Origin of the sequence: Leuconostoc mesenteroides subsp. mesenteroides ATCC 8293 (genome assembly GCF_000014445.1) — a bacterium.
GTDB lineage: Bacteria > Bacillota > Bacilli > Lactobacillales > Lactobacillaceae > Leuconostoc > Leuconostoc mesenteroides.
Window position 1 is genome coordinate 355895 of record NC_008531.1, and the last position, 23887, is coordinate 379781.

At 38.1% G+C, this 23887-nt stretch carries 20 protein-coding genes and 4 tRNA genes; 21 read left to right on the plus strand and 3 right to left on the minus strand.

Annotated features, from left to right (window positions below):
- Positions 1-5 precede the first annotated feature (5 nt).
- From pth to LEUM_RS02000, 14 genes are all read left to right on the plus strand, one after another.
- Positions 6-572, plus strand: coding sequence for an aminoacyl-tRNA hydrolase (pth, locus tag LEUM_RS01935; RefSeq protein WP_010291225.1), 567 nt, complete (start codon positions 6-8; stop codon positions 570-572).
- A complete protein-coding gene (gene mfd, locus LEUM_RS01940) occupies positions 573-4112 on the plus strand; it encodes a transcription-repair coupling factor (protein ID WP_011679259.1) in 3540 nt (1179 codons plus the stop codon).
- 15 nt (positions 4113-4127) lie between these two features.
- Positions 4128-4409 carry an RNA-binding S4 domain-containing protein gene (locus LEUM_RS01945; protein ID WP_004164715.1) on the plus strand — a complete coding sequence of 94 codons (282 nt, stop codon included), beginning with the start codon at positions 4128-4130 and terminating at the stop codon, positions 4407-4409.
- Positions 4410-4490: 81 nt separating this feature from the next.
- Positions 4491-4889, plus strand: a complete 399-nt coding sequence (locus LEUM_RS01950; protein WP_011679260.1) for an FtsB family cell division protein — start codon at positions 4491-4493, stop codon at positions 4887-4889.
- Positions 4890-4919: 30 nt separating this feature from the next.
- Complete coding sequence (gene tilS / locus LEUM_RS01955; protein WP_011679261.1) at positions 4920-6212, plus strand: tRNA lysidine(34) synthetase TilS; 1293 nt, start codon at positions 4920-4922, stop codon at positions 6210-6212.
- Entirely contained in the window at positions 6213-6752 is a 540-nt protein-coding gene (gene hpt / locus LEUM_RS01960) for a hypoxanthine phosphoribosyltransferase (protein ID WP_010277907.1), read from the plus strand.
- A gap of 27 nt (positions 6753-6779) precedes the next feature.
- Entirely contained in the window at positions 6780-8882 is a 2103-nt protein-coding gene (gene ftsH, locus LEUM_RS01965) for an ATP-dependent zinc metalloprotease FtsH (protein WP_011679262.1), read from the plus strand.
- A gap of 108 nt (positions 8883-8990) precedes the next feature.
- Positions 8991-9884 (plus strand): Hsp33 family molecular chaperone HslO, encoded by an 894-nt coding sequence (gene hslO, locus LEUM_RS01970; protein WP_011679263.1) that lies wholly within the window; start codon positions 8991-8993, stop codon positions 9882-9884.
- A gap of 86 nt (positions 9885-9970) precedes the next feature.
- Entirely contained in the window at positions 9971-11458 is a 1488-nt protein-coding gene (gene lysS, locus LEUM_RS01975; RefSeq protein WP_011679264.1) for a lysine--tRNA ligase, read from the plus strand.
- Between the two features lie 62 nt (positions 11459-11520).
- A tRNA-Asn gene (locus tag LEUM_RS01980) sits at positions 11521-11593 on the plus strand.
- A gap of 106 nt (positions 11594-11699) precedes the next feature.
- Positions 11700-11772: transfer RNA gene (locus LEUM_RS01985), tRNA-Asn, on the plus strand.
- Positions 11773-11776: 4 nt separating this feature from the next.
- Positions 11777-11849 (plus strand) — tRNA-Thr (locus tag LEUM_RS01990).
- A gap of 78 nt (positions 11850-11927) precedes the next feature.
- Entirely contained in the window at positions 11928-12461 is a 534-nt protein-coding gene (locus LEUM_RS01995; RefSeq protein ID WP_011679265.1) for an rRNA large subunit pseudouridine synthase E, read from the plus strand.
- Between the two features lie 70 nt (positions 12462-12531).
- On the plus strand, positions 12532-13248 hold the full coding sequence (locus tag LEUM_RS02000; RefSeq protein WP_004164706.1) for a YebC/PmpR family DNA-binding transcriptional regulator: 717 nt from the start codon (positions 12532-12534) through the stop codon (positions 13246-13248).
- A gap of 48 nt (positions 13249-13296) precedes the next feature.
- Here LEUM_RS02000 and hemH read toward each other — a convergent pair whose 3' ends face one another.
- Positions 13297-14244 carry a ferrochelatase gene (gene hemH / locus LEUM_RS02005; RefSeq protein ID WP_011679266.1) on the minus strand — a complete coding sequence of 316 codons (948 nt, stop codon included), beginning with the start codon at positions 14242-14244 and terminating at the stop codon, positions 13297-13299.
- A gap of 406 nt (positions 14245-14650) precedes the next feature.
- A tRNA-Glu gene (locus LEUM_RS02010) sits at positions 14651-14722 on the minus strand.
- Positions 14723-15056: 334 nt separating this feature from the next.
- On the opposite strand from LEUM_RS02010, the gene LEUM_RS02015 reads away from it, so the two are divergent.
- The 6 genes from LEUM_RS02015 (at position 15057) to LEUM_RS02040 (ending at position 21216) form a co-directional block, all read left to right on the plus strand.
- Positions 15057-16505 (plus strand): NCS2 family permease, encoded by a 1449-nt coding sequence (locus LEUM_RS02015; RefSeq protein WP_011679267.1) that lies wholly within the window; start codon positions 15057-15059, stop codon positions 16503-16505.
- Positions 16506-16624: 119 nt separating this feature from the next.
- The gene (locus LEUM_RS02020) at positions 16625-17425 is read left to right on the plus strand and encodes an ATP-binding cassette domain-containing protein (RefSeq protein WP_011679268.1); all 801 of its coding nucleotides are present in this window, start codon (positions 16625-16627) and stop codon (positions 17423-17425) included.
- The gene (locus LEUM_RS02025) at positions 17422-18150 is read left to right on the plus strand and encodes a membrane protein (RefSeq protein WP_011679269.1); all 729 of its coding nucleotides are present in this window, start codon (positions 17422-17424) and stop codon (positions 18148-18150) included. Before LEUM_RS02020 ends, LEUM_RS02025 begins: the two co-directional genes overlap by 4 nt.
- On the plus strand, positions 18128-18595 hold the full coding sequence (locus LEUM_RS02030) for a LytTR family DNA-binding domain-containing protein (protein ID WP_011679270.1): 468 nt from the start codon (positions 18128-18130) through the stop codon (positions 18593-18595). Before LEUM_RS02025 ends, LEUM_RS02030 begins: the two co-directional genes overlap by 23 nt.
- Positions 18582-18992, plus strand: a complete 411-nt coding sequence (locus tag LEUM_RS02035) for a DUF3021 family protein (RefSeq protein WP_011679271.1) — start codon at positions 18582-18584, stop codon at positions 18990-18992. Before LEUM_RS02030 ends, LEUM_RS02035 begins: the two co-directional genes overlap by 14 nt.
- 133 nt (positions 18993-19125) lie before the next feature.
- On the plus strand, positions 19126-21216 hold the full coding sequence (locus tag LEUM_RS02040) for a DNA topoisomerase (protein ID WP_011679272.1): 2091 nt from the start codon (positions 19126-19128) through the stop codon (positions 21214-21216).
- 32 nt (positions 21217-21248) lie between these two features.
- Here the strand turns inward: LEUM_RS02040 and LEUM_RS02045 are convergent, their stop codons facing one another.
- Positions 21249-23075, minus strand: a complete 1827-nt coding sequence (locus LEUM_RS02045; RefSeq protein WP_011679273.1) for an MFS transporter — start codon at positions 23073-23075, stop codon at positions 21249-21251.
- 222 nt (positions 23076-23297) lie between these two features.
- On the opposite strand from LEUM_RS02045, the gene LEUM_RS02050 reads away from it, so the two are divergent.
- Positions 23298-23846, plus strand: a complete 549-nt coding sequence (locus tag LEUM_RS02050; protein WP_011679274.1) for a TetR/AcrR family transcriptional regulator — start codon at positions 23298-23300, stop codon at positions 23844-23846.
- Positions 23847-23887 lie beyond the last annotated feature (41 nt).

Below are 23887 nucleotides of genomic sequence, written 5' to 3' on the forward strand. Positions count from 1 at the left end.
GAAACGTGAAATTTATATTTGGACTTGGAAATATTGGTGCAGAATACGACCAAACACGCCACAACATTGGCTTTATGGCTGTTGATGCTTTTGCGACAGCAAATCATATGTCATTTTCTCCAAGTAAGCAATTTGCTTTGGTTGCTAAGACAATCATAGGCGGAGAATCAGTCATGTTGGTTAAGCCAACAACATACATGAACGATTCTGGTAAAGCCGTTCGAGCCATTCTGGACTATTACGACGGAGATGTTGATGATGTATTAGTATTGGTTGATGATATGGATCTACCATTTGGTAAAATGCGTTTTCGTGCGAAAGGATCGGCGGGTGGTCATAATGGCTTAAAAAGCATCATGACGCATACTGGTTCCCAGACATTTCTGCGTTTGAAATTTGGACTAGGGCATCCTGTTCATGAGCAAAATGTAGTTGTTAATTATGTTTTAGGAAAATTTACTGCAGCAGAAAAACCAGACATAGACGCAATGTTGGACCGTAGTACGCAAGCGATAGCGGATTGGATTCAAGGTGCCACAGCACCTGAACTAAGTAATCGATATAATGGATAAATGACATTAATAGACTTTTTAAGTGACACAGTAACAATTAAAAAACTTAACGAACAGGCAACTGTGGGCTCAGCACAGTTGCTTTTAGGCGTGAATGGCACCGCTCGTGCGGCTAGTATTGCTGCCTTATACCGTAAAAATCCCCGACCAATGTTGATTATATCTGACACGCAAGTGCATGCTGATCAATTTTTCGATGATCTGTCATCTTTGCTTGAAGATCTGGTCTACAACTTTCCAGCAGAAGAGTCTATTGCCACAGAAATGGCAATTAGTTCTTCTGAATTACGACTACAACGCGTACAAACATTACTTGCCTTAAAAACAGAAAAACCTATTATTGTGGTTACAAGTTTGGCAGGTGCAGAACGTTTGGTACCTAAAAAGCAGTCACTGGAACAAGCACATTTACATGTTAAAGTTGGGGATGCTTACAATTTGAATGTCATTAAAAACACTTTAATGATGATGGGATATACACCAACTAAATTAGTTCAAACACCAGGTGAATTCGCACATCGAGGATCAATTGTTGATGTTTATCCAATTACCTTTGATGATCCTATTCGACTTGACTTTTTTGATGATGAATTGGACCAATTAAAGAGCTTTGATGTTGCGACCCAAAAAAGTACCACTAGTTTTGACGAAATCAATATTGAACCGGCGACAGATTTTATCGTATCAGAGCATCAGTATGACCAGGCTAAGTTAGCGATTGAAAGCGCTTTTAGCGATTACCGCACCAATCTAAGCGGGGTTGATAAAAAGCATGCCACGGATGGCTTTGCTCCCACACAGTATATGTTGAACGAACGAGAACGAGGTAGTGTGTTAGTGCCATATGCTCCTTTTTTCTTTGATGGCCAGACAACCCTACTTGACTATTTTCCAACTGATTCGTTAATCATCATTGATGAATACACACGATTAATGGAAACGCGACTTCAGCAAATGACACGTGATCAGGAATGGATTGAGCAGCAAATTGAAGCGTATCAGTTATTACCAAAACAAACTTGGCGAACTGAAATCACCGATTTATTAGCAAGTAATCAACATGCGACAATCTACTTAGCTAATTTTCAGCGTGGACTCAACCGAATTAAGTTTACCAATGTTGAAGAAGTGACAACGCGCCCAGCAAATCAGTATTATGGACAAATTCCTGCCTTGAAAAATGATTTAATATATGCACAGGAATCTGGTATTACAATGGTGTTATTAATTCCTGACGCTAAACGACGGGCTAACTTTTCTCGTAGTTTATCTGAATTAGAAGTACCGGTCACTGAGACGCGAGATATAGTGAAAAACCAAGTACAAATTATGCCAGGTGAGCTATCAGCTGGATTTGAATGGCCAAAATTACATTTGACCGTACTAACTACACATGAACTATTTACACAAGCAAAGCATTCCGCACCGCGAACCCGCAAAATTGCTAACTCAGAGCGTTTGAAATCTTATAATGAATTGAATGTGGGCGATTACGTTGTTCATATTAATCATGGTATTGGTCGCTATGAAGGCTTGCAAACAATTGAAGCTGACGGTGGAAAACAGGATTATCTAACAATTGCTTATCAGCAAAATGCGAAAATATTTATTCCTGTCACACAACTTAATCTTATTCAAAAATATGTTGGTGCATCTGATGTTGCTAAGAAACCTAAGTTAAACAAATTGGGTGGTAGTGAGTGGGCTAAAACAAAAAGACAAGTTGCGGCAAAAATTGAAGATATTGCTGATGATTTATTAGAGTTATACGCTAAACGTGAAGCGCAGCAAGGGTACGTTTTTCCACCGGATGATCATGCCCAAATTAAGTTTGATGATTCTTTTGGTTACCCAGAAACACCTGATCAAATTCGCAGTATTGAAGAAATTAAAGTTGATATGCAAAAGCTGCGACCAATGGACCGGTTACTTGTGGGAGACGTTGGCTTTGGAAAAACTGAGGTTGCCTTGCGTGCTGTTTTTAAAGCTGCTCATTCTGGTAAACAAGTCGCCTTTCTAGCGCCAACTACAATTTTGGTTCAACAACATTATGAAACAATGTTGGCTAGATTTAGTGATTTTCCAGAAATTAAAATTGGCGTATTAAGTCGTTTTCAAACGCCAACCCAGAACAAAATGATTATTGAGCAGCTTCAAAATCACGAAATCGATGTAGTTGTCGGTACGCACCGTTTGTTGAGCAAAGATGTGGACTTTTCAGATCTTGGTTTACTAATCATAGATGAAGAGCAGCGGTTTGGTGTTAAACATAAAGAAAGACTAAAACAGTTACGAACAAGTGTTGATGTCCTAACATTGACTGCAACACCAATTCCACGTACGCTTAATATGGCTATGGTGGGCGCCCGTGATTTATCTGTCATTGAAACACCACCTGCAAACCGATATCCAATTCAAACTTATGTTTTGGCAATGGATTGGAAAATAGTTCGTGATGCGATTGAAAAAGAAATTACACGTAACGGTCAAGTTTTTTATCTACACAATCGTGTTGCTGACCTAGACCGTATTGTTAGTCAAATAGAAGAATTAATTCCTTCGGCGCGTGTAGCTGCAATTCATGGGCAGATGTCAGAAACACAGCTTGAAAGTATCCTATATGACTTTTTGAATGGACAATATGATGTTCTAGTAACAACCACAATTATTGAAACAGGTGTCGACATCCCTAATGCAAATACTTTAATTGTCGAAAATGCTGACCATATGGGGTTGGCACAGCTTTATCAATTGCGTGGTCGTGTTGGGCGTTCGACACGTTTAGCGTATGCATATTTTACTTACCCATTTACGCGTACACCCTCAGAAGAAGCCGAGAAAAGACTTGAGGCCATACGCGATTTCACGGAACTCGGTTCAGGTTTCAGAATAGCTATGCGTGATTTAAGTATTCGTGGTGCAGGTGATTTGCTCGGTAAACAACAACACGGATTTATTGATTCAGTGGGTTATGACATGTATACTCAAATGTTGAAAGATACTGTGGCACAAAAACAGGGAAAACAAGTTACGGCAAGCCAACCAGAAACGGATGCAGAATTAATCTTAGGTGTGCTAGCTTATTTGCCAGATGAGTACGTTAGTGATAATGCACAAAAAATTGAATTATATTCTCGCATTCGTCAGGCTAGAACTGATGCAGAATTTGAAGACATTGAGTCTGATATGCTTGACCGATTTGGTGAAATGCCAGATGAGGTGGCCCGATTATTGCTCGTAGGTCAAATTAAGCAGTTAGCTGATCAGTCACAAATTACGAATATACGACGCCAAAGAAAACAATTAATTATGACATTTAATGAAACAGCTACGAAAAACTTAGCTGGAGAAGCCATATTTGAGACAATGGTTGACGTGCCGTTAAAAGCAGCTGTACGAACAGAAGAAGGTAATTTACAAGTGATCTTCACTGTGAACGATGTCGCAGAAAGTAGTATCTGGCTCAATATTTTACGGAACTTTTTGTTAGTCATTATTAATAAATTATCAGCAAAAACATTAAATGAACTTCATCATTAAATATAGGAGAAGAATATGCGTTTAGATAAATATCTTAAAATTTCGCGGTTAATTAAGCGTCGGACGGTCGCCAAAGAGATTGCTGACCAAGGACGAATCTCAATTAACGGTAAAGTTGCTAAGTCATCATCAGATGTGTCCACAAATGATGAATTAGAAGTACGTTTTGGAAACAAAACGCTGACAGTTAAAGTACTCAAAATTGTTGAAACAACCAAAAAAGAAGAATCTGCTGACATGTATGAAGTTATTAGTGAGAAATTTCAGCAAGATTTTCGTAAAATTGGTGACGAATAATAGCCAAAATGTTTAAGTTAGTTTAAATATTATTGTAAAATGATAAAGAACGTGACAAAATTACATTAGGTAGAATTCACTATGGCGGGTAATTTTAAAAGAAGACAATCAAATATTACACCGTTAAACCCAGCGATAGCACGTGAAATTAAAAAATCAGAACGTGCTAACTCGGAAGCGGCAAAACATTATCGCAAGGCGCACGCGCGACGGGAGAAAAAAATTCTTCTTTTTGGCGGGTTGATAGCGATAATTTTTGTTGTGCAACTCTTGATAGGCCAAGTGAAGTTGCATGCGGCTAATCAAGAACTAACGAATACACAAGATCGTTTGGAAAAAGTCCAAAAAACCAATACTGATTTAACTGCTGATACAAAACGTTTAAAAGACGCAACGTATTTACAGCAACTACTACGAGACAAATATGGTTATTCAAAGCAAGGAGAACTTGTTTATAATTTACCATCCGATAATAATTAAGGAAGCGCCCTAGGGGTGCCTTTTTCGTATATGACAGAAAAAATTTTGCAAACTATACAACAGTATAATTGGCCAGAGACAGTTATCGTTGCAGTTTCTGGTGGTGTTGACTCCGTAGTTCTAGTTCATGCGTTGTCAAAAACTAAGGCCAACCTTGTTATTGCACACGTGAATTACAGGTTACGTGAGGAAAGTGATGATGATGCTGACTTCGTTCGGCAGCTTGCGACTCAAACTGGTGCCATATTTGAAGAACAGGTCTGGCAACATATTCCTGACCATGCAGTGGAAAAAGCAGCTCGTCAATTTCGTTATGATTTTTTTGAGGAGTTAGCTCAAAAGTATCACACGAATACAATCGCTGTTGCCCATCACGCAGACGATCAAGCAGAAACAGTCCTTCTTAAGATGATACGAGGAGGGCGACTACAACAAATGGGTGGCATGCAAACAAAGAACCATAAAGTTATTAGGCCCTTTTTGTCGATAACTAAACAAGAACTAATTACTTATGCACAGGATAATCATTTGGGGTGGCGTCAGGATAAAACGAACTTTGACGTTGATTATACGCCGAGAAATTTATTGCGTAACGATGTTTTACCAAAATTAACAACTATTAATCAACGAGCCGTCAGACATATTAATAATATGGCCGCACAAATTTTACAACAACAGCGGTTAATTGATAATCAGGCTAAAATATACGCTAATGATATTCAAGACTGGCAGAAGATTCCTACACTTTGGCAACTACCAACACTGAAATATTGGCTTCAAAAAAATAAGCTATTTAACATTAAAGAAAATCAACTGCAACAAATGATTCAATTGTTGAGCAATACCCATAAACCGAATGGAAAAATTGCTCTGGCAGATAATTTTGAGTTCATAAAAACTTATCAAAAAATTAGTATACAAAAACAACAAAATATGGCGCAAGTTTTGACGCCAGTTATGTTAAAATTGAATCAATGGCATTCTTTTGCAAAAACAACGTTCATGTGGACTGATAATGTCCCTATGAACGGCCAATCATTTATCAAGTTTCAGCTTACGCGTTCATTACCATATCTAAGCTTGCGCCCAGCAAAAGCGAGTGATAAAATTGCTCTCATAAACGGCCATAAAAATTTACGACGTTTAGCAATTGATGAGAAACTGACGCCGCAAGAACGTACAATGATGTGGGTTCTTGCGACAGCCGATGATGAGGTAATTGCAGTGCATTTACGCAGTAATCAGTGGCGTGTAAATGCGGATTTTGCTGTTAAAGAAAATACACAGCCATATTGGCTCGTATGTCAAATTGAGGAAACCTAAGTGGATAACGATATACAAGAAGTGTTGTATGACCAAGAAAGTATTCAAAAAGCGGCAGAGCGTTTAGGAAAACAAATTACCCAAGATTATGCGGGTTCAACGCCTTTGTTTTTATCAGTGCTGAAAGGCGCCTACCTTTGGACAGCTGATTTACTGCGCGAAGTAGATTTATATGCTGAACTAGAATTTATAAAAATCTCTAGTTATCATGGCGGTGTCTCAAGTTCTGATGAAATAACGCTCGTAACAGACGTTCGCTCAGATGTTCGAGGACGAGATGTTATCATTTTAGAAGACATTGTCGATACTGGACAATCATTACTTTTTTTGAAAGAATTACTTGCGAAACGTGGTGCAAAATCAATTAAAGTAGCGACTTTACTTGATAAGATTGAAGGTCGAAAAGTCGAAGTTGATGCTGACTATGCAGGATTCAATGTTCGTAATGAATTCGTGGTTGGTTACGGCCTTGACTATGAAGAGCACTACCGCAATTTACCTTATGTCGGTATTTTGAAAAAAGAAGTATACACTAAATAAACTTCGAACAAGAATTGAGGAAATACAATGAACAATAATAAAGGTGGCTTCTTACGAAGCAGTGTATTCTATATTTTCATATTTCTTGCTGTTGTAGGAATGGTTTACGGCTTGTTTGGTAACGATAAGACAACCACGAAAACGATTACATCAAGTGAATTTATTAAAGCACTGAATGATAAAGAATTGAAGTCAGTTACAGTACAGCCTGGTAACAGCATCTATAATGTTACTGGAACGTATAAGAAGGCACAAACAGCAACCAAGGATAAGGGACTTAGTTTATTCCAACCTACACAAAAGGTAACTAAGTTTACGTCAACTTTGCTACCCAATGATGCGTCGCTAAAGTCAGTGACAGACGCTGCTACAAAGACTAAAACAGAATTAGTGACTAAACAAGCTGAAAATTCTGGATTTTGGTTAAACTTGTTGGTATCCTTAGTACCCGTTTTGTTGATTGTTGCGGTATTTTACCTGATGATGAACCAAGCTGGTGGCGGAAAAGGTGGTCAAGGTGGCATGATGAGCTTTGGTAAATCCAAAGCCAAACCTTCAGATCCCAAGGATAACAAAGTACGTTTTGCTGATGTTGCTGGTGCCGAAGAAGAAAAACAAGAACTGGTTGAAGTTGTTGAATTTCTAAAAGCGCCAAAGAAGTTTGTGAACTTAGGGGCTCGCATACCAAAGGGTGTATTGCTAGAGGGACCTCCCGGAACCGGTAAAACGCTTTTGGCCAAAGCCGTTGCTGGTGAAGCTAGCGTACCATTTTTCTCAATGTCAGGATCAGATTTCGTAGAAATGTTCGTTGGTGTTGGTGCATCCCGTGTTCGTGACTTATTTGAAAATGCTAAGAAATCTGCGCCAGCCATTATCTTCATTGATGAAATTGATGCAGTTGGTCGTCGTCGAGGAACAGGCATGGGCGGTGGTAATGATGAGCGTGAGCAGACTTTGAACCAAATTTTGATAGAAATGGACGGTTTCGAAGGTTCTGAAGGTGTTATTATTTTAGCATCTACTAACCGTTCTGATGTCTTAGATCCAGCGTTGCTTCGTTCAGGTCGTTTCGATCGTAAGATTTTAGTTGGAGCGCCGGATGTTAAAGGACGTGAAGCAATCTTAAACGTCCATGCAAAGAACAAGCCATTGGCAGACAATGTTGATTTGAAAGCTATTGCTCAGCAAACTCCAGGGTATGTTGGAGCGGATTTGGAAAACTTGTTAAATGAAGCGGCATTACTTGCTGCCCGTCGAAACAAGTCCAAAGTTGATGCTGCAGATATTGATGAGGCTGAAGATCGTATTTTCCAAGGTCCAGCCAAGACAAACCATAACATGTCTGAATCAGAGCGTCGTACAACTGCCTATCATGAAGCTGGTCATGCGTTAGTAGGATTAGTTCGTTCAGAAGCTTCAGTCGTTCGAAAAGTTACTATTGTTCCGCGTGGTCGCATTGGTGGTTATGCCTTAATGACGCCTAAGAATGATCGATATAACTTAAAATATTCAGAGGCTAAGGAGCAACTGGCTGGTTTGATGGGTGGTCGTGCCTCAGAAATATTTATGTTTAACGAAGCTAGTTCAGGCGCGTCAAATGATTTCCAACAAGCAACTGGTTTGGCTCGTCAAATGGTTACGGCTTTCGGAATGTCTGATAAGTTAGGCATGGTTCAACTTGAAGGTAATGCTAGCGTTGGCTATGCTGATCAAGCTGGTAACCGTGCATACTCTGAAGAAACAGCTCGTTTGATTGACGAGGAAGTACGTCGTTTGGCACGTGAAGCATTTGATGATGCTATTGCTATATTGCGCGACAATAAAGACAAATTGACAGCAATTGCTGAGGCTCTACTTGAAGTTGAAACATTAGATGAAAAGCAAATCAAGGATATTTATCTAACAGGAACCTTTACTCGTAAGGATATCCAAGATGATACAGAGCTTGCAAAAGCAAAGTCGTTTGAAGAAGCAAAAGCTGCTGCTGATGCTAAGGATTCACAAGCTGAACAACGCTTTGAAAAACAAGATGAAGAAAAGTCATCTGACGATCACTCAGAGTCCAAAAATGAGGATACTGATTCAACAGATAAGTCAGAAACAGATGACAATAATACAGAAAATAAGTAAAATAGAAGTTGACGGTGACGTCGACTTTTTATTTTGTCATGTGTTTAGCAAATACAAAAGTAATAAACTGTTAAATAAAAAAATATTAAATTAAACATAGGGAAAATTATGGCAGATCAATTTATCAAAGCAATTACTAAAAACAAGTATTTTCGTACGTTTGCCGTAAATGGGACCAATCTCGTCCATCAGGCAGCGCAAATCCACGAAACATCGCGTATTGCTGCTGTTGTTCTTGGACGTGGTTTGTTGGCCACGACCTTGACAGCTCAGGCCGTTTTGAAAGGTGAAGAAACCTTATCAACAAAAATTAATGGACGCGGACCAATTGGCAATGTTGTAGTAGAATCTGATGCTAAAGGAAGTGTGCGTGGCTACGTAACCAATCCTAACCTTGAGACACTTATAAATGAAGCGGGACAGCTTGATGTGGCTAAAGCTGTTGGAAAAAATGGCTTTCTACAGGTTACAAAGTTTGCTCCCTACTCTGATCCTTACATAGGTCAGAGTCAATTGGTTAGCGGAGAAATTGGAGACGATTTTACATATTACTTAGCACAATCAGAGCAAACACCATCGGTTATAGGTGTTTCCGTTTATATGAACAGTGATGATACGGTTGCTGGAGCAGGTGGCTTTCTTGTTCAGGCGCTACCTGACGCTACTGATGAAGCAATTGATCAACTTGAGCTAGCTCTAAAAAACATGAAACCACTTTCTGAAATGATTCAAGAAAGATATACGCCATTAGAAGTGCTTGAAGAGATTTTTGGGAAAGGTGAAGTTGAGATACTTCAAACAGCTGGCATCGGTTTGGCCGCAGAGCCATCCAAAGACGCTTATGCTAAAATGTTGCTCACACTTCCAGCATCTGAAATTCAGGCAATGATCAAAGAAGACCATGGCGCTGAAATTGTGGGAAAGTTCTCCGGAAAGCGTTACTTTTTCACAGAGGAACAATTATCCGAAATTTTGAAGCAGATTGAAAAAAATAACGAGTGACTTTGAGATTATTGTTTTTTTTGGTATGATATTTAGTTAGTAGGCGTGTATTTAAAAAACGCGCAATAGGGAAGGATTTTATACAAATGGCTGAAGAAAAAGCCCTTAATGATCAAATGCTAGCGCGTCGACAAAAGTTGGCAACAATCGTTAGTGATTTACACTTAGACCCATTCGGTAAGCGATTTGAACGTACAGCAAAAGCGCAAGAACTGCATAATCTATATGATGCCAGCTCTTTAGAAGAGTTAGAGAATGCAAAACATGAAGTTGTTATTGCAGGTCGTATGGTTGCAAAGCGTGGCGCAGGTAAAGTTATTTTCGCTGATTTTCGTGATGTTTCTGGAAAAATTCAGGTTTATGCAAGACGTGATGATTTAGCAGATAATTATCCGATTATTAAAAGAGCAGATTTGGGTGACTTCCTTGGAATCAAGGGAATTATGATGAAGACTGAAGCTGGTGAATTAACAGTTTTGGCTACAGAATTAACACATTTATCTAAGGCTCTTCGTCCAATGCCTGATAAGTTCCATGGTATTTCTGATGTTGAAACACGGTATCGTAAGCGTTACTTGGATTTGATTGCCAATGAAGATTCTTTCAAAAAGTTCCAAGAACGCTCACATATCATTTCTGCTATTCGTGCATATATGGATAGAAATGATTTCCTTGAGGTTGAAACGCCAATTTTGCAAACTGAAGCCGGTGGGGCTGCAGCCCGTCCATTTATCACACATCATAATGCTTTGAATATTGATATGTACATGCGTATCGCAACAGAATTGTACTTAAAGCGTTTGGTTGTGGGTGGCATGGAACGTGTATATGAAATTGGCCGTATTTTCCGTAATGAGGGTATGGATCCAAAGCACAATCCTGAGTTTACAACAATGGAGTCATATGCAGCTTATATGGACTTTACAGATGTTATGGACGAAACTGAAGGTATTTTCAAAGCTGCCGCTTCTGTCGTCTCAGATGACTTGAAAATTACTTATCAGGGAACTGAAATTGATCTTGGCACAAAGTTTGCGCGCAAACATCTAGTCGACTTGATTAAAGAACAAACTGGTATTGATTTTTGGCAGGAAATGTCCGTTGAAGAAGCACAAAAGTTGGCCGATGATAACCATGTAAAGTACGAAAAATACTGGGGTGTGGGTCATATTATCAATGCATTCTTCGAAGAATTTGTAGAGGATACTTTGGTACAGCCAACATTTGTTTATGGACATCCAGTTGAAGTGTCACCACTCGCTAAGAAAAATACTGATGATCCTCGTTTTACTGATCGTTTTGAATTGTTTATTATGGGTAGCGAGTATGCGAATGCCTTTACTGAGTTAAACGATCCTATTGACCAACGTGCACGTTTTGAGGCTCAAGCGGCTGAACGTGAGAATGGTAATGACGAAGCTGAAGGTATTGATGAAGACTTCATAGAAGCTTTGGAATATGGTATGCCACCTACAGGTGGACTTGGTGTTGGTATTGATCGTTTGGTCATGTTATTGACTGATTCTGACACAATTCGTGACGTTGTGTTGTTCCCAACAATGCGTCCAGAATAATAAATCATTGACAAGTCGTTACACAATTAGTTATAATAATATAGTTGTGTTAGCGACATCATTCCGACTTAGCTCAGTTGGTAGAGCACCTGACTGTTAATCAGGTTGTCGCCGGTTCGAGCCCGGCAGTCGGAGTTTTATGAGAAGCAAATCATCTTGATTTGCTTCTTTTTTATGTGATAAACTGTTGACAGATTTTCTCACTCATGGCATAATAATATAGTTGTGTTAGCAACGTCATTCCGACTTAGCTCAGTTGGTAGAGCACCTGACTGTTAATCAGGTTGTCGCCGGTTCGAGCCCGGCAGTCGGAGTTTCGCCGACGTAGCTCAGTTGGTAGAGCACGGGTATCGTAAACCTGGGGTCGGAGGTTCGAATCCTCTCGTCGGCACTATTATGCATATCTTGCAAAGCAAATCATCTGAGGTTTGCTTATTTTTTTACAATGAAAAGGACGCAATTGAAAAACATGATTGTACTATTCAATAAACCGTACAATGTTTTAACTAAGTTTACTGATGCTGAAGGGCGACCAACTTTGGCTGACTACATTGATATTCCACGGGTTTATGCCGCTGGTCGTTTGGACATGGACAGTGAGGGCCTATTATTGCTGACTGATAGCGGTAAACTGAATCATGAATTGACTGATCCTGATAATAAAGCCTATAAAACTTATGTTGTTCAAGTAGAAGGGGTCCCAACAAAGTCACAACTAAAGCAACTTGAGCAAGGTGTGGCGTTAAAAGATGGGTTAACTTTACCAGCTAAAGTCAAACGTATTCCTTATCCAAAATGGTTATGGGAACGAGAGAAGCCAATCCGTATTCGTAAAAACCAGCCAACGAGTTTTATTCAATTAAAAATAAAAGAGGGCCGTAATCGGCAAGTACGCCGTATGACAGCAGCTGTTGGTATTCCAACGCTACGCTTGATACGGACACATATTGGTGAATATCATATTGCCGACTTAAAACCAGGACAATATCGAATTGTGAAGTAATGATTTTGTGGTGCAAAAGCATCATAAACGGTTATAATAGTAAAAGATGTAAATTAAAAGAGGTGACCTCATGGGACGTAAATGGGAAAACATTAAAATGAAGAAGGCGCAGACTGATGGTGCTGCCGCTAAAGTTAACAGTAAGTATGGCATTGAAATTTATGCTGCAGCGAAGCAAGGTGGCAGTCCAGACCCTGAGGCTAATTCAACATTAAAGTTTGTTATTGAACGTGCTAAGCAAGCACAAGTGCCAAAGCACGTTATTGAACGTGCCATTGAAAAGGCAAAGGGTTCAGGGGATGAAACCTTTATCGAGGGACGTTACGAGGGATTTGGACCAAACGGTTCATTGATTATTGTAGATACGTTGACATCAAACGTTAATCGTACAGCTACAAATGTGCGCACAGCTTTCAATAAAAATGGTGGAACTTACGGTGCTGCTGGCTCTGTTAGTTATTTATTCGATGAAACAGGCGTGATTGTTTTTGAGGGTGAAGATGCCGATGCTACGTTGGAAACACTGCTAGACGCTGAAGTTGATGTTCGTGACGCCGAACAACAAGATGATCATATTGTTGTTTATACAGAACCAACTGCTTTGCATCAAGCAATTGCTGCTCTGCGTGAAAGTGGTGTGAGCGATTTCTCAACTACGGAAATCAGCATGTTGCCACAATCAGAAATGACACTGGCAGGCGAAGACTTAGAAATTTTCGAAAAGTTAATTGATGTATTAGAATCTGACGATGATGTTCAAAAAGTTTATCATAACGTCGAATTATAATAATAAATAAAAAACGCAATGGCATTCATTGCGTTTTTTATTTGTGAATTAATTTTGTGCAAAATGCCGATTCGCAAGAGAAGCAATATATTTGGAAAAATCAATATGTTCATTAAAAGGTTGGACAACATCAAAGACTTCGCCACCTGCCTGTTTGAAAATATCATGATTTTCAACGTGAATTTCTTCGATGGTTTCCAAGCAGTCGGCTACAAATGCTGGAGTTGCTACTAGGACACGTTTGATACCTTGGCTGGGCAGTGACCTTAGTGTGTCACTTAAGTATGGTTTGACCCACTCAGTTGGCCCAAATCGTGATTGGAAAACCTGGTGAGTATTATCAGGTGTTAACGGCCCAACGCGCTCTAAAACGCCTTGTGTGGTTGCTGTACAGTGGTCAACATAAGGGTCACCACGACGAACATATGATTCGGGAACACCATGATAACTAATGATTAAACGATCATAATCGTTTTTAGCCCACGCCTCGCGAATGTCTCTAGCTAATAAATCCAAATAGGCTTCATCGTTGTAAAATGACTTAACAATGTTAATGTTTTTGTCGGCCTTACGGACTTGATCAATGACTGATTGTGTTGATGTAACAGAATATTGGGGAAACAGTGGCAATACAACAATGTCGTCAGCGCCCGCCAGACGCATTTCTTTCAGTGTTTCTGCAATGTTAGGCTTACGATAAGTCATTGCACAACGAACAATCCAGTTTGGTTGTAATTGCTGTACTTGCTCAACTTGTTTTTTCGCATAGACCATTAATGGCGAACCGTCTTTTCGCCAAATTTTTTGGTAAAGTTCAGCTGATTTAAACGATCTCTTAGGCAAAATTTTACCTCTTAAAATGGGTTGCCAGAGTAGTCTGGGCATTTGAATAACGTTGGTATCTGATAGAAACTCTTTTAAATATGCTTTCACATCATCTGGATGTGGGGAGTCAGGGGTGCCTAGGTTGACTAATAATAGACCTTTTTTATTCATATGGAAGCGATCCTTATCTAGTTTAATATTTAATACTATAACTCAATTTTTGACTAAAATGTATGTCGAAAAGCCAAAAATTGTGATAAGGATAACTATTGTCCTTTTATTTAGAAATTATTTTTGCTTACAAAAATAATTCGAATTTGTTAATAAATACTATATTTTTTTCTCGGATTGTTTGCTCTGACATTATAGTATGTCGAGACTATGTTTTTTAAGCCTTAAATCATCAGCACAGTTTATTTTGAAAATTGAAATAATTTCCATAACAATAGAATTAGGATTGAGTAATGTCAGCATATTCGTCGTGGAGAAAAAAGCCTGACAACGTCTAAAATAAAAGGAATTGTTGATTATTTAAGAAGAGATAATAAAAAGCCGCAACCGGAGTTGCGACTTGATATAGCTCGTGAGAGAATCGAACTCTCGATTCCGCCGTGAAAGGGCAGCGTCTTAGCCACTTGACCAACGAGCCATGGTCAATAATGTCAATCTGTATCAGATGACTATAATATAATATCAAGTTTTTAAGTAGTCGTCAAGTTATTTATAAGTATTTTTGGACAAGTAATTATTATCATTTCAGTTTAAGCACTTGTCTTCTTTGGATATCAATGCTAGACTATTCTATGTGAAATTTAGCTGATATAGTATCGAATAATGGTCGATTGTTTCTAGCCAGCACCCATGCTGGAACTATCATAAACATGTTATTTAATTGATAGCCACTCGTGCGTCAATTTTTTATTTTCCATTGATGTATTCATACAAATAGGCTGATGAGTTACATAATTGTATAGGAGAGAATAATGGAAAAATTATTTCAATTGAAAGAAAATAAAACTACTGTCCGTCGTGAAATCATTGCTGGGATTACGACATTTGTATCAATGGCCTATATTTTCTTTTTGAACCCTCAAATTCTAGGGCAAGCTGGTGTGCCAACACAAGCCGTATTTTTAGCGGCTATTCTAGTAGCAGTTTTTGGTACATTGTTTATGGGCTTGTTTGCTAATGTACCGTTTGCTTTGGCACCAGGTATCGGCATGCAAGCATACTTCACGTATACTATCGTGTTTGGCTTCGGATTTACCTGGCAGCAAGCATTGGCTATCGTATTTTTAGTTGGTGTAGTGGATATTGTCATTACGTTGACACATGGTCGCCGTGCAATTGTTAAGGGTATTCCAACTGAATTAAAAGCGGCTATTGGTGGTGGAATTGGGTTGTTCGTTACTTATATAGGGTTGAAAAACGCCGGTTTTATCAATTTTATTGTTGATCCTAGCAATATTATGACGCTAAATGGCAAACCGTTCACTGGAGAAGTACATGGTGCGGTAAATAGCATCTTGGCCAATGGTGGTGTAACACCAGAATTGACTAAATTCAACAACGCTAGTACCTTATTAGCATTAATTGGTTTTGTTATTTTGGTTGTGTTGGTGATGCGAAAGGTGCCTGGCGCATTCCTTATATCATTGATAGTGACCACATTAATCGGTATTCCAATGGGTGTTACGAATACGCATATTGGGGCTGGAACCTCAGTTAGCCATGCCTTCGGTGAATTGGGGCAGGTGTTTGGTCAATCATTAGGTGCTCAAGGATTGGGCAGCTTATTTAATAACTGGCATCATGCGTCATTAGCGTTAGTTACGATTTTTGCTATGGGCCTAACCGGATTATTTGACGCTATTGGCACATTAATTGGTATCGGTAATCAAACGGGCATTTTTTCAAAGGAAGATCAGAAGTCATTTGAGTCTAGTAATGGCTTTAACTCTAAAATGGATCGTGCGCTAGTTGTTGATACATTTACAACAGCATTTGCTGGTATTGTTGGTACATCAAATACGACAACCTTCATTGAATCAGCATCAGGGGTTGCAGCCGGAGCAAGAACAGGCTTGGCCAATGTCGTAACAGCTGCAGGATTTGCCTTAATGATCTTATTTGCTCCTTTGGTTGGTGTTGTGCCAACAGCAGCTACATCTCCACTACTTATTTTGGTGGGTATTATGATGATGGGCGAATTTAAGAAAATTTCATGGGAATCATTAGAAGTTGCGTTACCTGCTTTCTTTACTTCTGTGTTTATGGCCTTTAGTTATTCAATTTCTTATGGTATCGCTGCTGGTTTTATTTTCTTTATTATCGTGAAATTTGCTTTAGGAAAGTTTAAGGAAGTCTCACCAGTGTTATTAATCGTATCTGCATTCTTCTTGCTTAACTTTGCTGTACTTGCATTTATGTAATGTCAGTGAATTATATTAACAGGTATTTTCATTACTTGTATTCAACCGCTTATCACAAAAGCGGTTTTTTTATGTCCTCAATTGCTACAATAAAGCCAATATTAGAAGGGTGATAATATATGTTAAACATAAAAAATTTGAGTGTATCTTATGGAAGAAAAGTTGCCTTAACGGTGCCAAAACTATCCATCAATAAGGGTGAGATTATAGGAGTAATGGGTAAATCCGGCTCAGGGAAATCGACGTTAGTTAATAGCTGTCTCGGGTTAATTCCTTTTAAGGGTCAGGTGAGAATTGATACCGATGATGTTGGCATCTTAATGCAGGAACAGCACTACGTTGATACGATGACAAATCAAAAAATGATAGAAGGCATGCTGAACACGCGTATTAAGCGAGATAAAAAATTAACTGAGTTAATTGATTTTTTTGATTTTAGTGACCAACTATCACTTCATTTTAAAAACTTATCTGGTGGACAAAAACAACGAATGAGCTTGATTATGGTACTTTATCAAGAACCAGAATTACTATTTTTGGATGAAATGACGACGGGACTTGATTTTGAAAGTCGGCAAGCACTAATTAGTCAATTGAAAATCTATTTTAAGCAACACCAGACGACTGTTCTGATGGTCACGCACTACGCACAAGAAATTGAAGCGTTAGCTGATAAACTTCTAGTTATTCATGATGGACAAGTAAAAGCTTTTGATGAACCCAAAAATTTGTTTAAGCAGTATATAGGTTATTCTGCTTTTATAGTAGACAATCATACTGAAAAAAGCATCAAAGTCCAACAACCAGAAGATGAATACAAGGTCGCACGTCGACTGATTGATGATGGGGATGACTTTAGGCGGACACAGAGCGATATTGAATTAGTTTATACGGAAGTTATGAAGGGGCAGCGGGCATGATTAAAAAAAGGAAGTTAGTCTTTGAATTTCAAAATTTATTAGGCAATATCATTACATTATTTTTTGGGTTTGCGTTTGCACCAATGATGGCATTAGTGTTTGGCAATAGCTATGCTAACGTACCGCAAGCTTTGAACCAACTTTACCTGGGCTTTTTTTGTACGATACCGCTTTCGATGGTATTTGTTGGTTTTAGTTCATTATTTTCACAAGAAGTCGAGCAAGGTTTTACATTGCGTGCCGAACTTTTCGGTTATTCGCGCGTTTCGCAAGCCTTACACAAATTTATGGCACTAACAGTGTTTGTTCTATTATCAAGCATCATCTACTCGTGGATTTTTCTATCACATTTTAATTTGCCTCTGCCAAATGCAGTAATCATCGGTCAAATGGCAATATTTCAAATATTAAATACAGCAGTATATTTCATCATTGTTTTTATCCTGACAACGATTTTGAAGAAATTTTCTCGTGTCTATGGTATTTCCATGATTAGCTATTTTGCTATCATGATTATTTCAGGAATCATGGGTAATATGGATGTCGGTAAGTTAGGAGATTATTTGCCAATCAAATTATTTGTCACCAATTATACCAATCATCTTAATGACACTGATTATATATCTGGTAAAATAGGTCTATATCTACTTATTTTATTAGGTATTCTGGGTGTGATTTTGAAAGTGATTGTGAGAAATAAAAATGGAAATAAACATCAATATTGATGATAAATTGAAAGATGTTCAAGTTGTTATTTCAGGTAGTGATATTGAGCAATTAGCAGATATTGCGCAGTATCTTAAATCTAGAAACACACCTTCACGACAGCTTGCTATCAAAACAGCTGACAATATTCGTGTTGTAGATAAAGAAGATATTATTTTAGTTGAAAGTTATGGAAATGATTTAACTTTTACACTCAAAAATAATCACAAAATCACAACTAGAAAAACGTTAAAAAGGTTTTTGGAAGAAAACCAAAAATCTGATTTCGTGCAAATTTCCAAATCAGAAGTAATGAACTTATCTTATTTGTCGAAGATGGAATCTGCGTTTTCCGGTAATTATTACGCTTTTTTGACCAACCAGGCTCGAGTAACCGTATCTAGACGGTTTATCAAAGGTATTCTAAAAAGATTAGAAGGGAACGCAGAAGATGAAGCATTTTAAAGAGGCAATTGTATATCTATTAGTTGGCATTGGCGTTGGATCATTTATCTCTCTATTATCGTTTACCTTAAATCATGCAACACCATCGATGAAGCAATTTGGTCTGTTAATGACCATGAGCGCAATTATGGGCTTATTATCTCTCATATTTGAGTATGACAAGATAACGTTTATTACACAGCTCATTAGCCATTTCATTTTGGAGATATTGACATATGGATTTTTCATTTGGTTAACGTTTGGAAGTGCAGTGATTACGTTTACTAATATACCAACATTTGTGATTACTTATGTCATTATTTTTATCTATTTTAGGAAACAAGGCAGAGATAATGCGCGCCGTATTAATGAGCAATTGCAAAAAAATAAGCCGAAAAAAAGTGATTCAACAAATTAATGCGATGTTGAATTGCTTTTTATATTGGTTATACATTCATGGTTTAATTTTCTAGTTGACCGTCTTCGCGGATTAACTTGTAATCTGTTAAAATAGAATAGGTCAACTTTAAGAAAGATTAAAAATATTCCTTATGCCAAACTACCTTATTTTAACTGAAAAACCTTCAGCGGCAGCCAATTTTACGAAAGCGCTTGGTGGAAAAACAGGAGTTTTTAGTGATTTTACATATAAAATTACGAATTTACGTGGTCATGTTATGACCTTAAAAGATCCTGAAGAGATGGTGGCTGAAGATTTAAAAAAGCAATATAAATCTTGGTTGGTGAAACATTTACCATGGAATTTAGAAGATTTTTCTTGGGCACGGACTTATATTCGCCAACGTAATATTCGTACAGGAAAGATTGAATCAACCAAAAAACTTATTGATGAATTGAAAAAGGAGTCCAAATCAGGGTACGATGCGATTGTAATCGCAACTGATACAGATCCTTCCGGAGAAGGGGAACTACTCGCTTGGGAAGCATTAGACGCAATTGGCTGGCGTGGACAGGTATTACGGGCTAATTTTATGGATGAGTCAGTGTCCGGCATTCAAAAAGCCATGCACCAATTACGAAATGTTTCCGATAAAATGGCGGATGGGGAGTATGTAAAGGGTGAAAGTCGTAACCGCTGGGATTTTGCGTCTATGCAACTTACGCGAATTGCAACTACCGCCGCTAAAAAAGAAGGATTTAAAGTGGTCGCGCGTGAAGGTCGGTTGAAATCTGTTATTGTTTGGCGTATTTATCAACAACTTGCAGCTATTAAAAATTATATTAAAACGCCATATTTTGAAGTGAAGTTTAAAGATCCAGCGGGGCATATTTTTGGACGAGTGACACCGCAGGGAGAGGTAATTCCTTGGCGTTTTGCAACAAAAGAACAAGCAAAAGTCGATTTTAACAATTATCATGAAACTGAAGTTATTAATGAAAAACACCAAACACGTACACAAGCACCCGGTAAGCTGTTAGATTTAGCAGGATTGGCTTCTATATTGGCACCTCGTGGGTTTTCTTCCAAAGAAGTATTAAGTACCTATCAAAAAATGTATGAAGCACAGATCGTGTCTTATCCGCGTACAGAGGATAAGACAGTGACGCCGGAACAATTTAATGAGTTATTGCCGTTGATTGATCAAATTGCAGGCGTCGTTGGTGTTGATAAGAATTTACTAACACACCGTTCACCACGAAAAACACATGTTAAGTCACAAGGGGCACACGGTGCCAATCGTCCTGGTGAGAATGTGCCACAAACTACGCAATCTTTAGCAAAATTTGGCTCTAGTGGACCAGCGATTTATGAAGTTTTGGCTAAAAACTACTTAGCGATGTTAGCAGAAGATTACGTTTATGACCATGTTACGGCTAATTTGAAAGATTATCCGGAATTCAAGACAGCCTTCAACATCCCAATTAAGCTAAACTTTAAGTTAGTCTATGATTCACAAAAAGCTATTAAGGTTGAAGAAGGTGAAGAAGAGGAGTCAATTAGTGGCCAATTAGGTCCGCAAGCAATGCCATATTTACATGAAGGTGCGAATCCAAAGCCACAGGTACCGACGACCAAATGGATTATGGCGTTTTTAGAAAAGCATAACGTTGGAACTGGTGCGACGCGCGTATCAACACTATCTGAAATGTCTCGTGGCACCAAAGCCATGTTAACTGAAAAGCGTGGTAAATTAGGTTTGACGGAAACTGGAAATGTATCTGCAATCATGGTAAAAGATACTTGGATTGCTTCACCAAAAATCACAAAGCGTTTATTCGAAATGATGGACCAAGTCGGCCGATTTGAAATGACGATGGTTCAAGTACTGGATTCAGCGACAAAAGTAGTTGAACACGATATGCCGATTATGTTAGACAATGCGCAGACACTTGAAACATTGCTTGGTAAGCCCAAACCAAGTATAAAAAAGCCACGTAAAACATCTGAAAAAATGACCGGTATCTGGCAAGGACAGGAAATTACCTTTGCTCGCGAATGGAGTGGGCACGTTTTTACAGATGAAGAACTGCAAAAGCTACTGACTGGATCAGAAGTCAGCTTTCCAGCTAAGTCTAAACGTGGCAAATCATACACGGCTGTTGGAAAAATGGCGAAACAAACTTTTAAGGGGAATACTTTTTATGGTTTTAAGTTGAACCCAAAAACAAAAAAAGCATAGTCAACATAGGGTTGATTATGCTTTTTTGTTTATTAATGTGTTTTCTTTTGACGTTTATCTGACAACAAAGCGATAGGAGAGCAAAGTAGTAATAAGAAAGCACATATGACATAGGTTTTACTGAATGCATGGCTTAGGGATGTATTTTTTTCCTTTTTAATTTCTGATAAAGTACTTTTCAATTCATCCCTTTGAGCCAGCAATTTAATGGCTTCTAATATGTTTTTTTGACCATTTAGTAAAGTTAAGGTACCATCAGATAGCGCAATAATACTGTTGTTTAACACTTTATTTGTTGTGGTTGTGCCCGCTAATTTTTGTAAAGAATCATTGATTTTTTGATTTCCCTCACTAATTTTAAATGTGGCATCATATAGCTTTCGGTAGTCTGTGCCTTTTTTAGGTCGGGGCAGGTTATTTTTGTTTAAAGCAGCATGCTTTAATTGTTTAGTAAATTGTTTTTGTCGCGACGTATAGTTGACATTTTTTTGATCATTGCTTGAAAAAATCTGCCTGATTCCGGATTCTGCAGTATTTTTAACATTTGGAGATAAGTTTTTTCGATTGATTATGGCTACGGAATGATTTTGTATATGAGACTTGGCTGTTGATATATTAGTATTGAGGACAGTAACTAATACGGCAATTCCCAGACAAGTACCAATTTGGCGGGAAGCATTCGTAATACCAGAGCCAATGCCAGTTTTTGATTTTGGTAAGTGCCTGACGGAAGAAACAAAAGAAACCGTAGAGAAACCGAATCCTGAACCGATAATAATCGAGAAAACAATCATTACTCTTTTTGGTGTTGTTGTAGTTATAAATGAGAATAATAGTAGGCTACCAGCTATAAGTAGCATACCAATCAAGTTTACAGGGATAGCACTGATTCTATCAGATAAACGTGTAGCTAGGGGCATTGTCACAGCAATAGCTAACGAAACGGGTATAATCATTAAAGCAGCATGCAAAGCATCATAGTTGAGTACATTTTGTAGATAATAATTAAAAATAACAGCTGGGGCGACTAGCGCAAATCCAGTCGCGAAATAAATAATACAAGATGAAGTGAATGTTTTTTCACGAAAAAGATTAAGTTCGACAATGGGTGAACTAACTTTTAGTTCTATCAGAATAAACGTGATTAACCCGATTATGCCAGCTAAAAAGCTTGACAAAATAAGCGTTGATGTCCAACCGTACTCACGGCCTTCAAGTAAACCAAAAGTAATTCCTGTTAATGATATGGTTAAAAAAAGCATGCCAGAAATATCGAAATGACCAACAAGTGTTTCATCAAAAGACTCTTTTGTAAAGAGCAGTACTAGTAGTAGAGATATTAGGCCAATCGGTACATTAAGGCCAAATATCCAGTGCCAAGACATATATTCCAAAATAAAGCCACCAGCAGCAGGGCCACCAGCTGCCGCAAGGGCAGTAATGGCACCTACAATTGCCGCAATTTTTGACATGTGTTGTTTACCAAAGAGTTCAACGCCCATGGGCAATACCAGTGGTGTAATTATTGCGCCACCCAATCCTTGAAAAGATCTAAAAACTAAAAGATACATGAGTGAGGGGGCAAACATGCAAGCTGCCGAAGATCCTGCGAAAAGAAGTAAACCAATAATCATGAGTTTTTTTCGACCAAATTTGTCGCCTAATTTTGTCGCTGTAATCATAAAAACGGCTAAGGCAAGCGTGTAGGTAGTAGCAACCCAACTAACTCCTGCCAAATTAGTATTGAATGTCGTCATTAGTTTTGGTAAAGCAATATTGACTATGGTGCTGTCTAATGTCCCCATAAACATGGCGATTGTCAGACCAATGAATCCCAAACGTTTTGTTGATTTAATCATCTTAAAATTCTCCTACTATTTTTATTCACCTTGTTTTCTCCTTTTTGTGCATCGTTATAAAAGTGTACAATTGTAGTGACGCTTGACACAGAAGTGTATTCATGTCACAATTGTGCCAACAACATATAGTATAGGCTTAAAAAAATGAAATAGAAGCGCTGAAATAAAATTGTAACTAGTTACACAGATTAAAAGATTTGTGTCAAATATAGGAGGAACTTGATGAATAACCGAATGTCGTTGCAAACAAGAGAATGGGTGCGGAGTGCATTCTTGGAGTTATTGGATGAAGTAGAAGATATTAAATCAATTACCATTTCAGATATTAGTAAACGATCAGGAATATCAAGGAGAACATTTTACCGCTACTATGCCTCTAAAGAAGATATTTTGACGGAATACATTGATATCCTAATTGAGCAGTATGGTAATGACTTACGCTCAAAAAAATTAGCAAATTTCAAAGAGTTTATCGTTTATTTTTTTAATTATTGGGGTCAGTATGATCACGAGTTGTTTATATTACAAAAGAACGGTTTATTCACCTATGTGTTAAGTGAGTTTAACAAAATGATCCCTGAGTTGTACGCGACTATTTCTGCGCCTTGGCATATTCAAAAAGAGGTGAATAGTCGTGAAATAATATATACAACAAGGTACGGGGTTGGCGGCTTATGGAACGTATACGGGGAATGGCTTGAATTTGATCGTGAAAAGATTGAAATAACGGAAGTTGCCAAAATACTAATCCAATCGTTTAATTCCTTATAAAAAATTAGGAAAGAATACACATCAACATACAGTTTTATAAA

Bases quoted from the DNA above. Each gene is read 5' to 3' on its own strand.
- mfd (WP_011679259.1), top strand. From the start codon at position 573: ATGACATTAATAGACTTTTTAAGTGACACAGTAACAATTAAAAAACTT.
- LEUM_RS01945 (WP_004164715.1), top strand. From the start codon at position 4,128: ATGCGTTTAGATAAATATCTTAAAATTTCGCGGTTAATTAAGCGTCGG.
- LEUM_RS01950 (WP_011679260.1), top strand. From the start codon at position 4,491: ATGGCGGGTAATTTTAAAAGAAGACAATCAAATATTACACCGTTAAAC.
- tilS (WP_011679261.1), top strand. From the start codon at position 4,920: ATGACAGAAAAAATTTTGCAAACTATACAACAGTATAATTGGCCAGAG.
- ftsH (WP_011679262.1), top strand. From the start codon at position 6,780: ATGAACAATAATAAAGGTGGCTTCTTACGAAGCAGTGTATTCTATATT.
- hslO (WP_011679263.1), top strand. From the start codon at position 8,991: ATGGCAGATCAATTTATCAAAGCAATTACTAAAAACAAGTATTTTCGT.
- lysS (WP_011679264.1), top strand. From the start codon at position 9,971: ATGGCTGAAGAAAAAGCCCTTAATGATCAAATGCTAGCGCGTCGACAA.
- LEUM_RS01995 (WP_011679265.1), top strand. From the start codon at position 11,928: ATGATTGTACTATTCAATAAACCGTACAATGTTTTAACTAAGTTTACT.
- LEUM_RS02000 (WP_004164706.1), top strand. From the start codon at position 12,532: ATGGGACGTAAATGGGAAAACATTAAAATGAAGAAGGCGCAGACTGAT.
- hemH (WP_011679266.1), bottom strand. From the start codon at position 14,244: ATGAATAAAAAAGGTCTATTATTAGTCAACCTAGGCACCCCTGACTCC.
- LEUM_RS02015 (WP_011679267.1), top strand. From the start codon at position 15,057: ATGGAAAAATTATTTCAATTGAAAGAAAATAAAACTACTGTCCGTCGT.
- LEUM_RS02020 (WP_011679268.1), top strand. From the start codon at position 16,625: ATGTTAAACATAAAAAATTTGAGTGTATCTTATGGAAGAAAAGTTGCC.
- LEUM_RS02025 (WP_011679269.1), top strand. From the start codon at position 17,422: ATGATTAAAAAAAGGAAGTTAGTCTTTGAATTTCAAAATTTATTAGGC.
- LEUM_RS02030 (WP_011679270.1), top strand. From the start codon at position 18,128: ATGGAAATAAACATCAATATTGATGATAAATTGAAAGATGTTCAAGTT.
- LEUM_RS02035 (WP_011679271.1), top strand. From the start codon at position 18,582: ATGAAGCATTTTAAAGAGGCAATTGTATATCTATTAGTTGGCATTGGC.
- LEUM_RS02040 (WP_011679272.1), top strand. From the start codon at position 19,126: ATGCCAAACTACCTTATTTTAACTGAAAAACCTTCAGCGGCAGCCAAT.
- LEUM_RS02045 (WP_011679273.1), bottom strand. From the start codon at position 23,075: ATGATTAAATCAACAAAACGTTTGGGATTCATTGGTCTGACAATCGCC.
- LEUM_RS02050 (WP_011679274.1), top strand. From the start codon at position 23,298: ATGAATAACCGAATGTCGTTGCAAACAAGAGAATGGGTGCGGAGTGCA.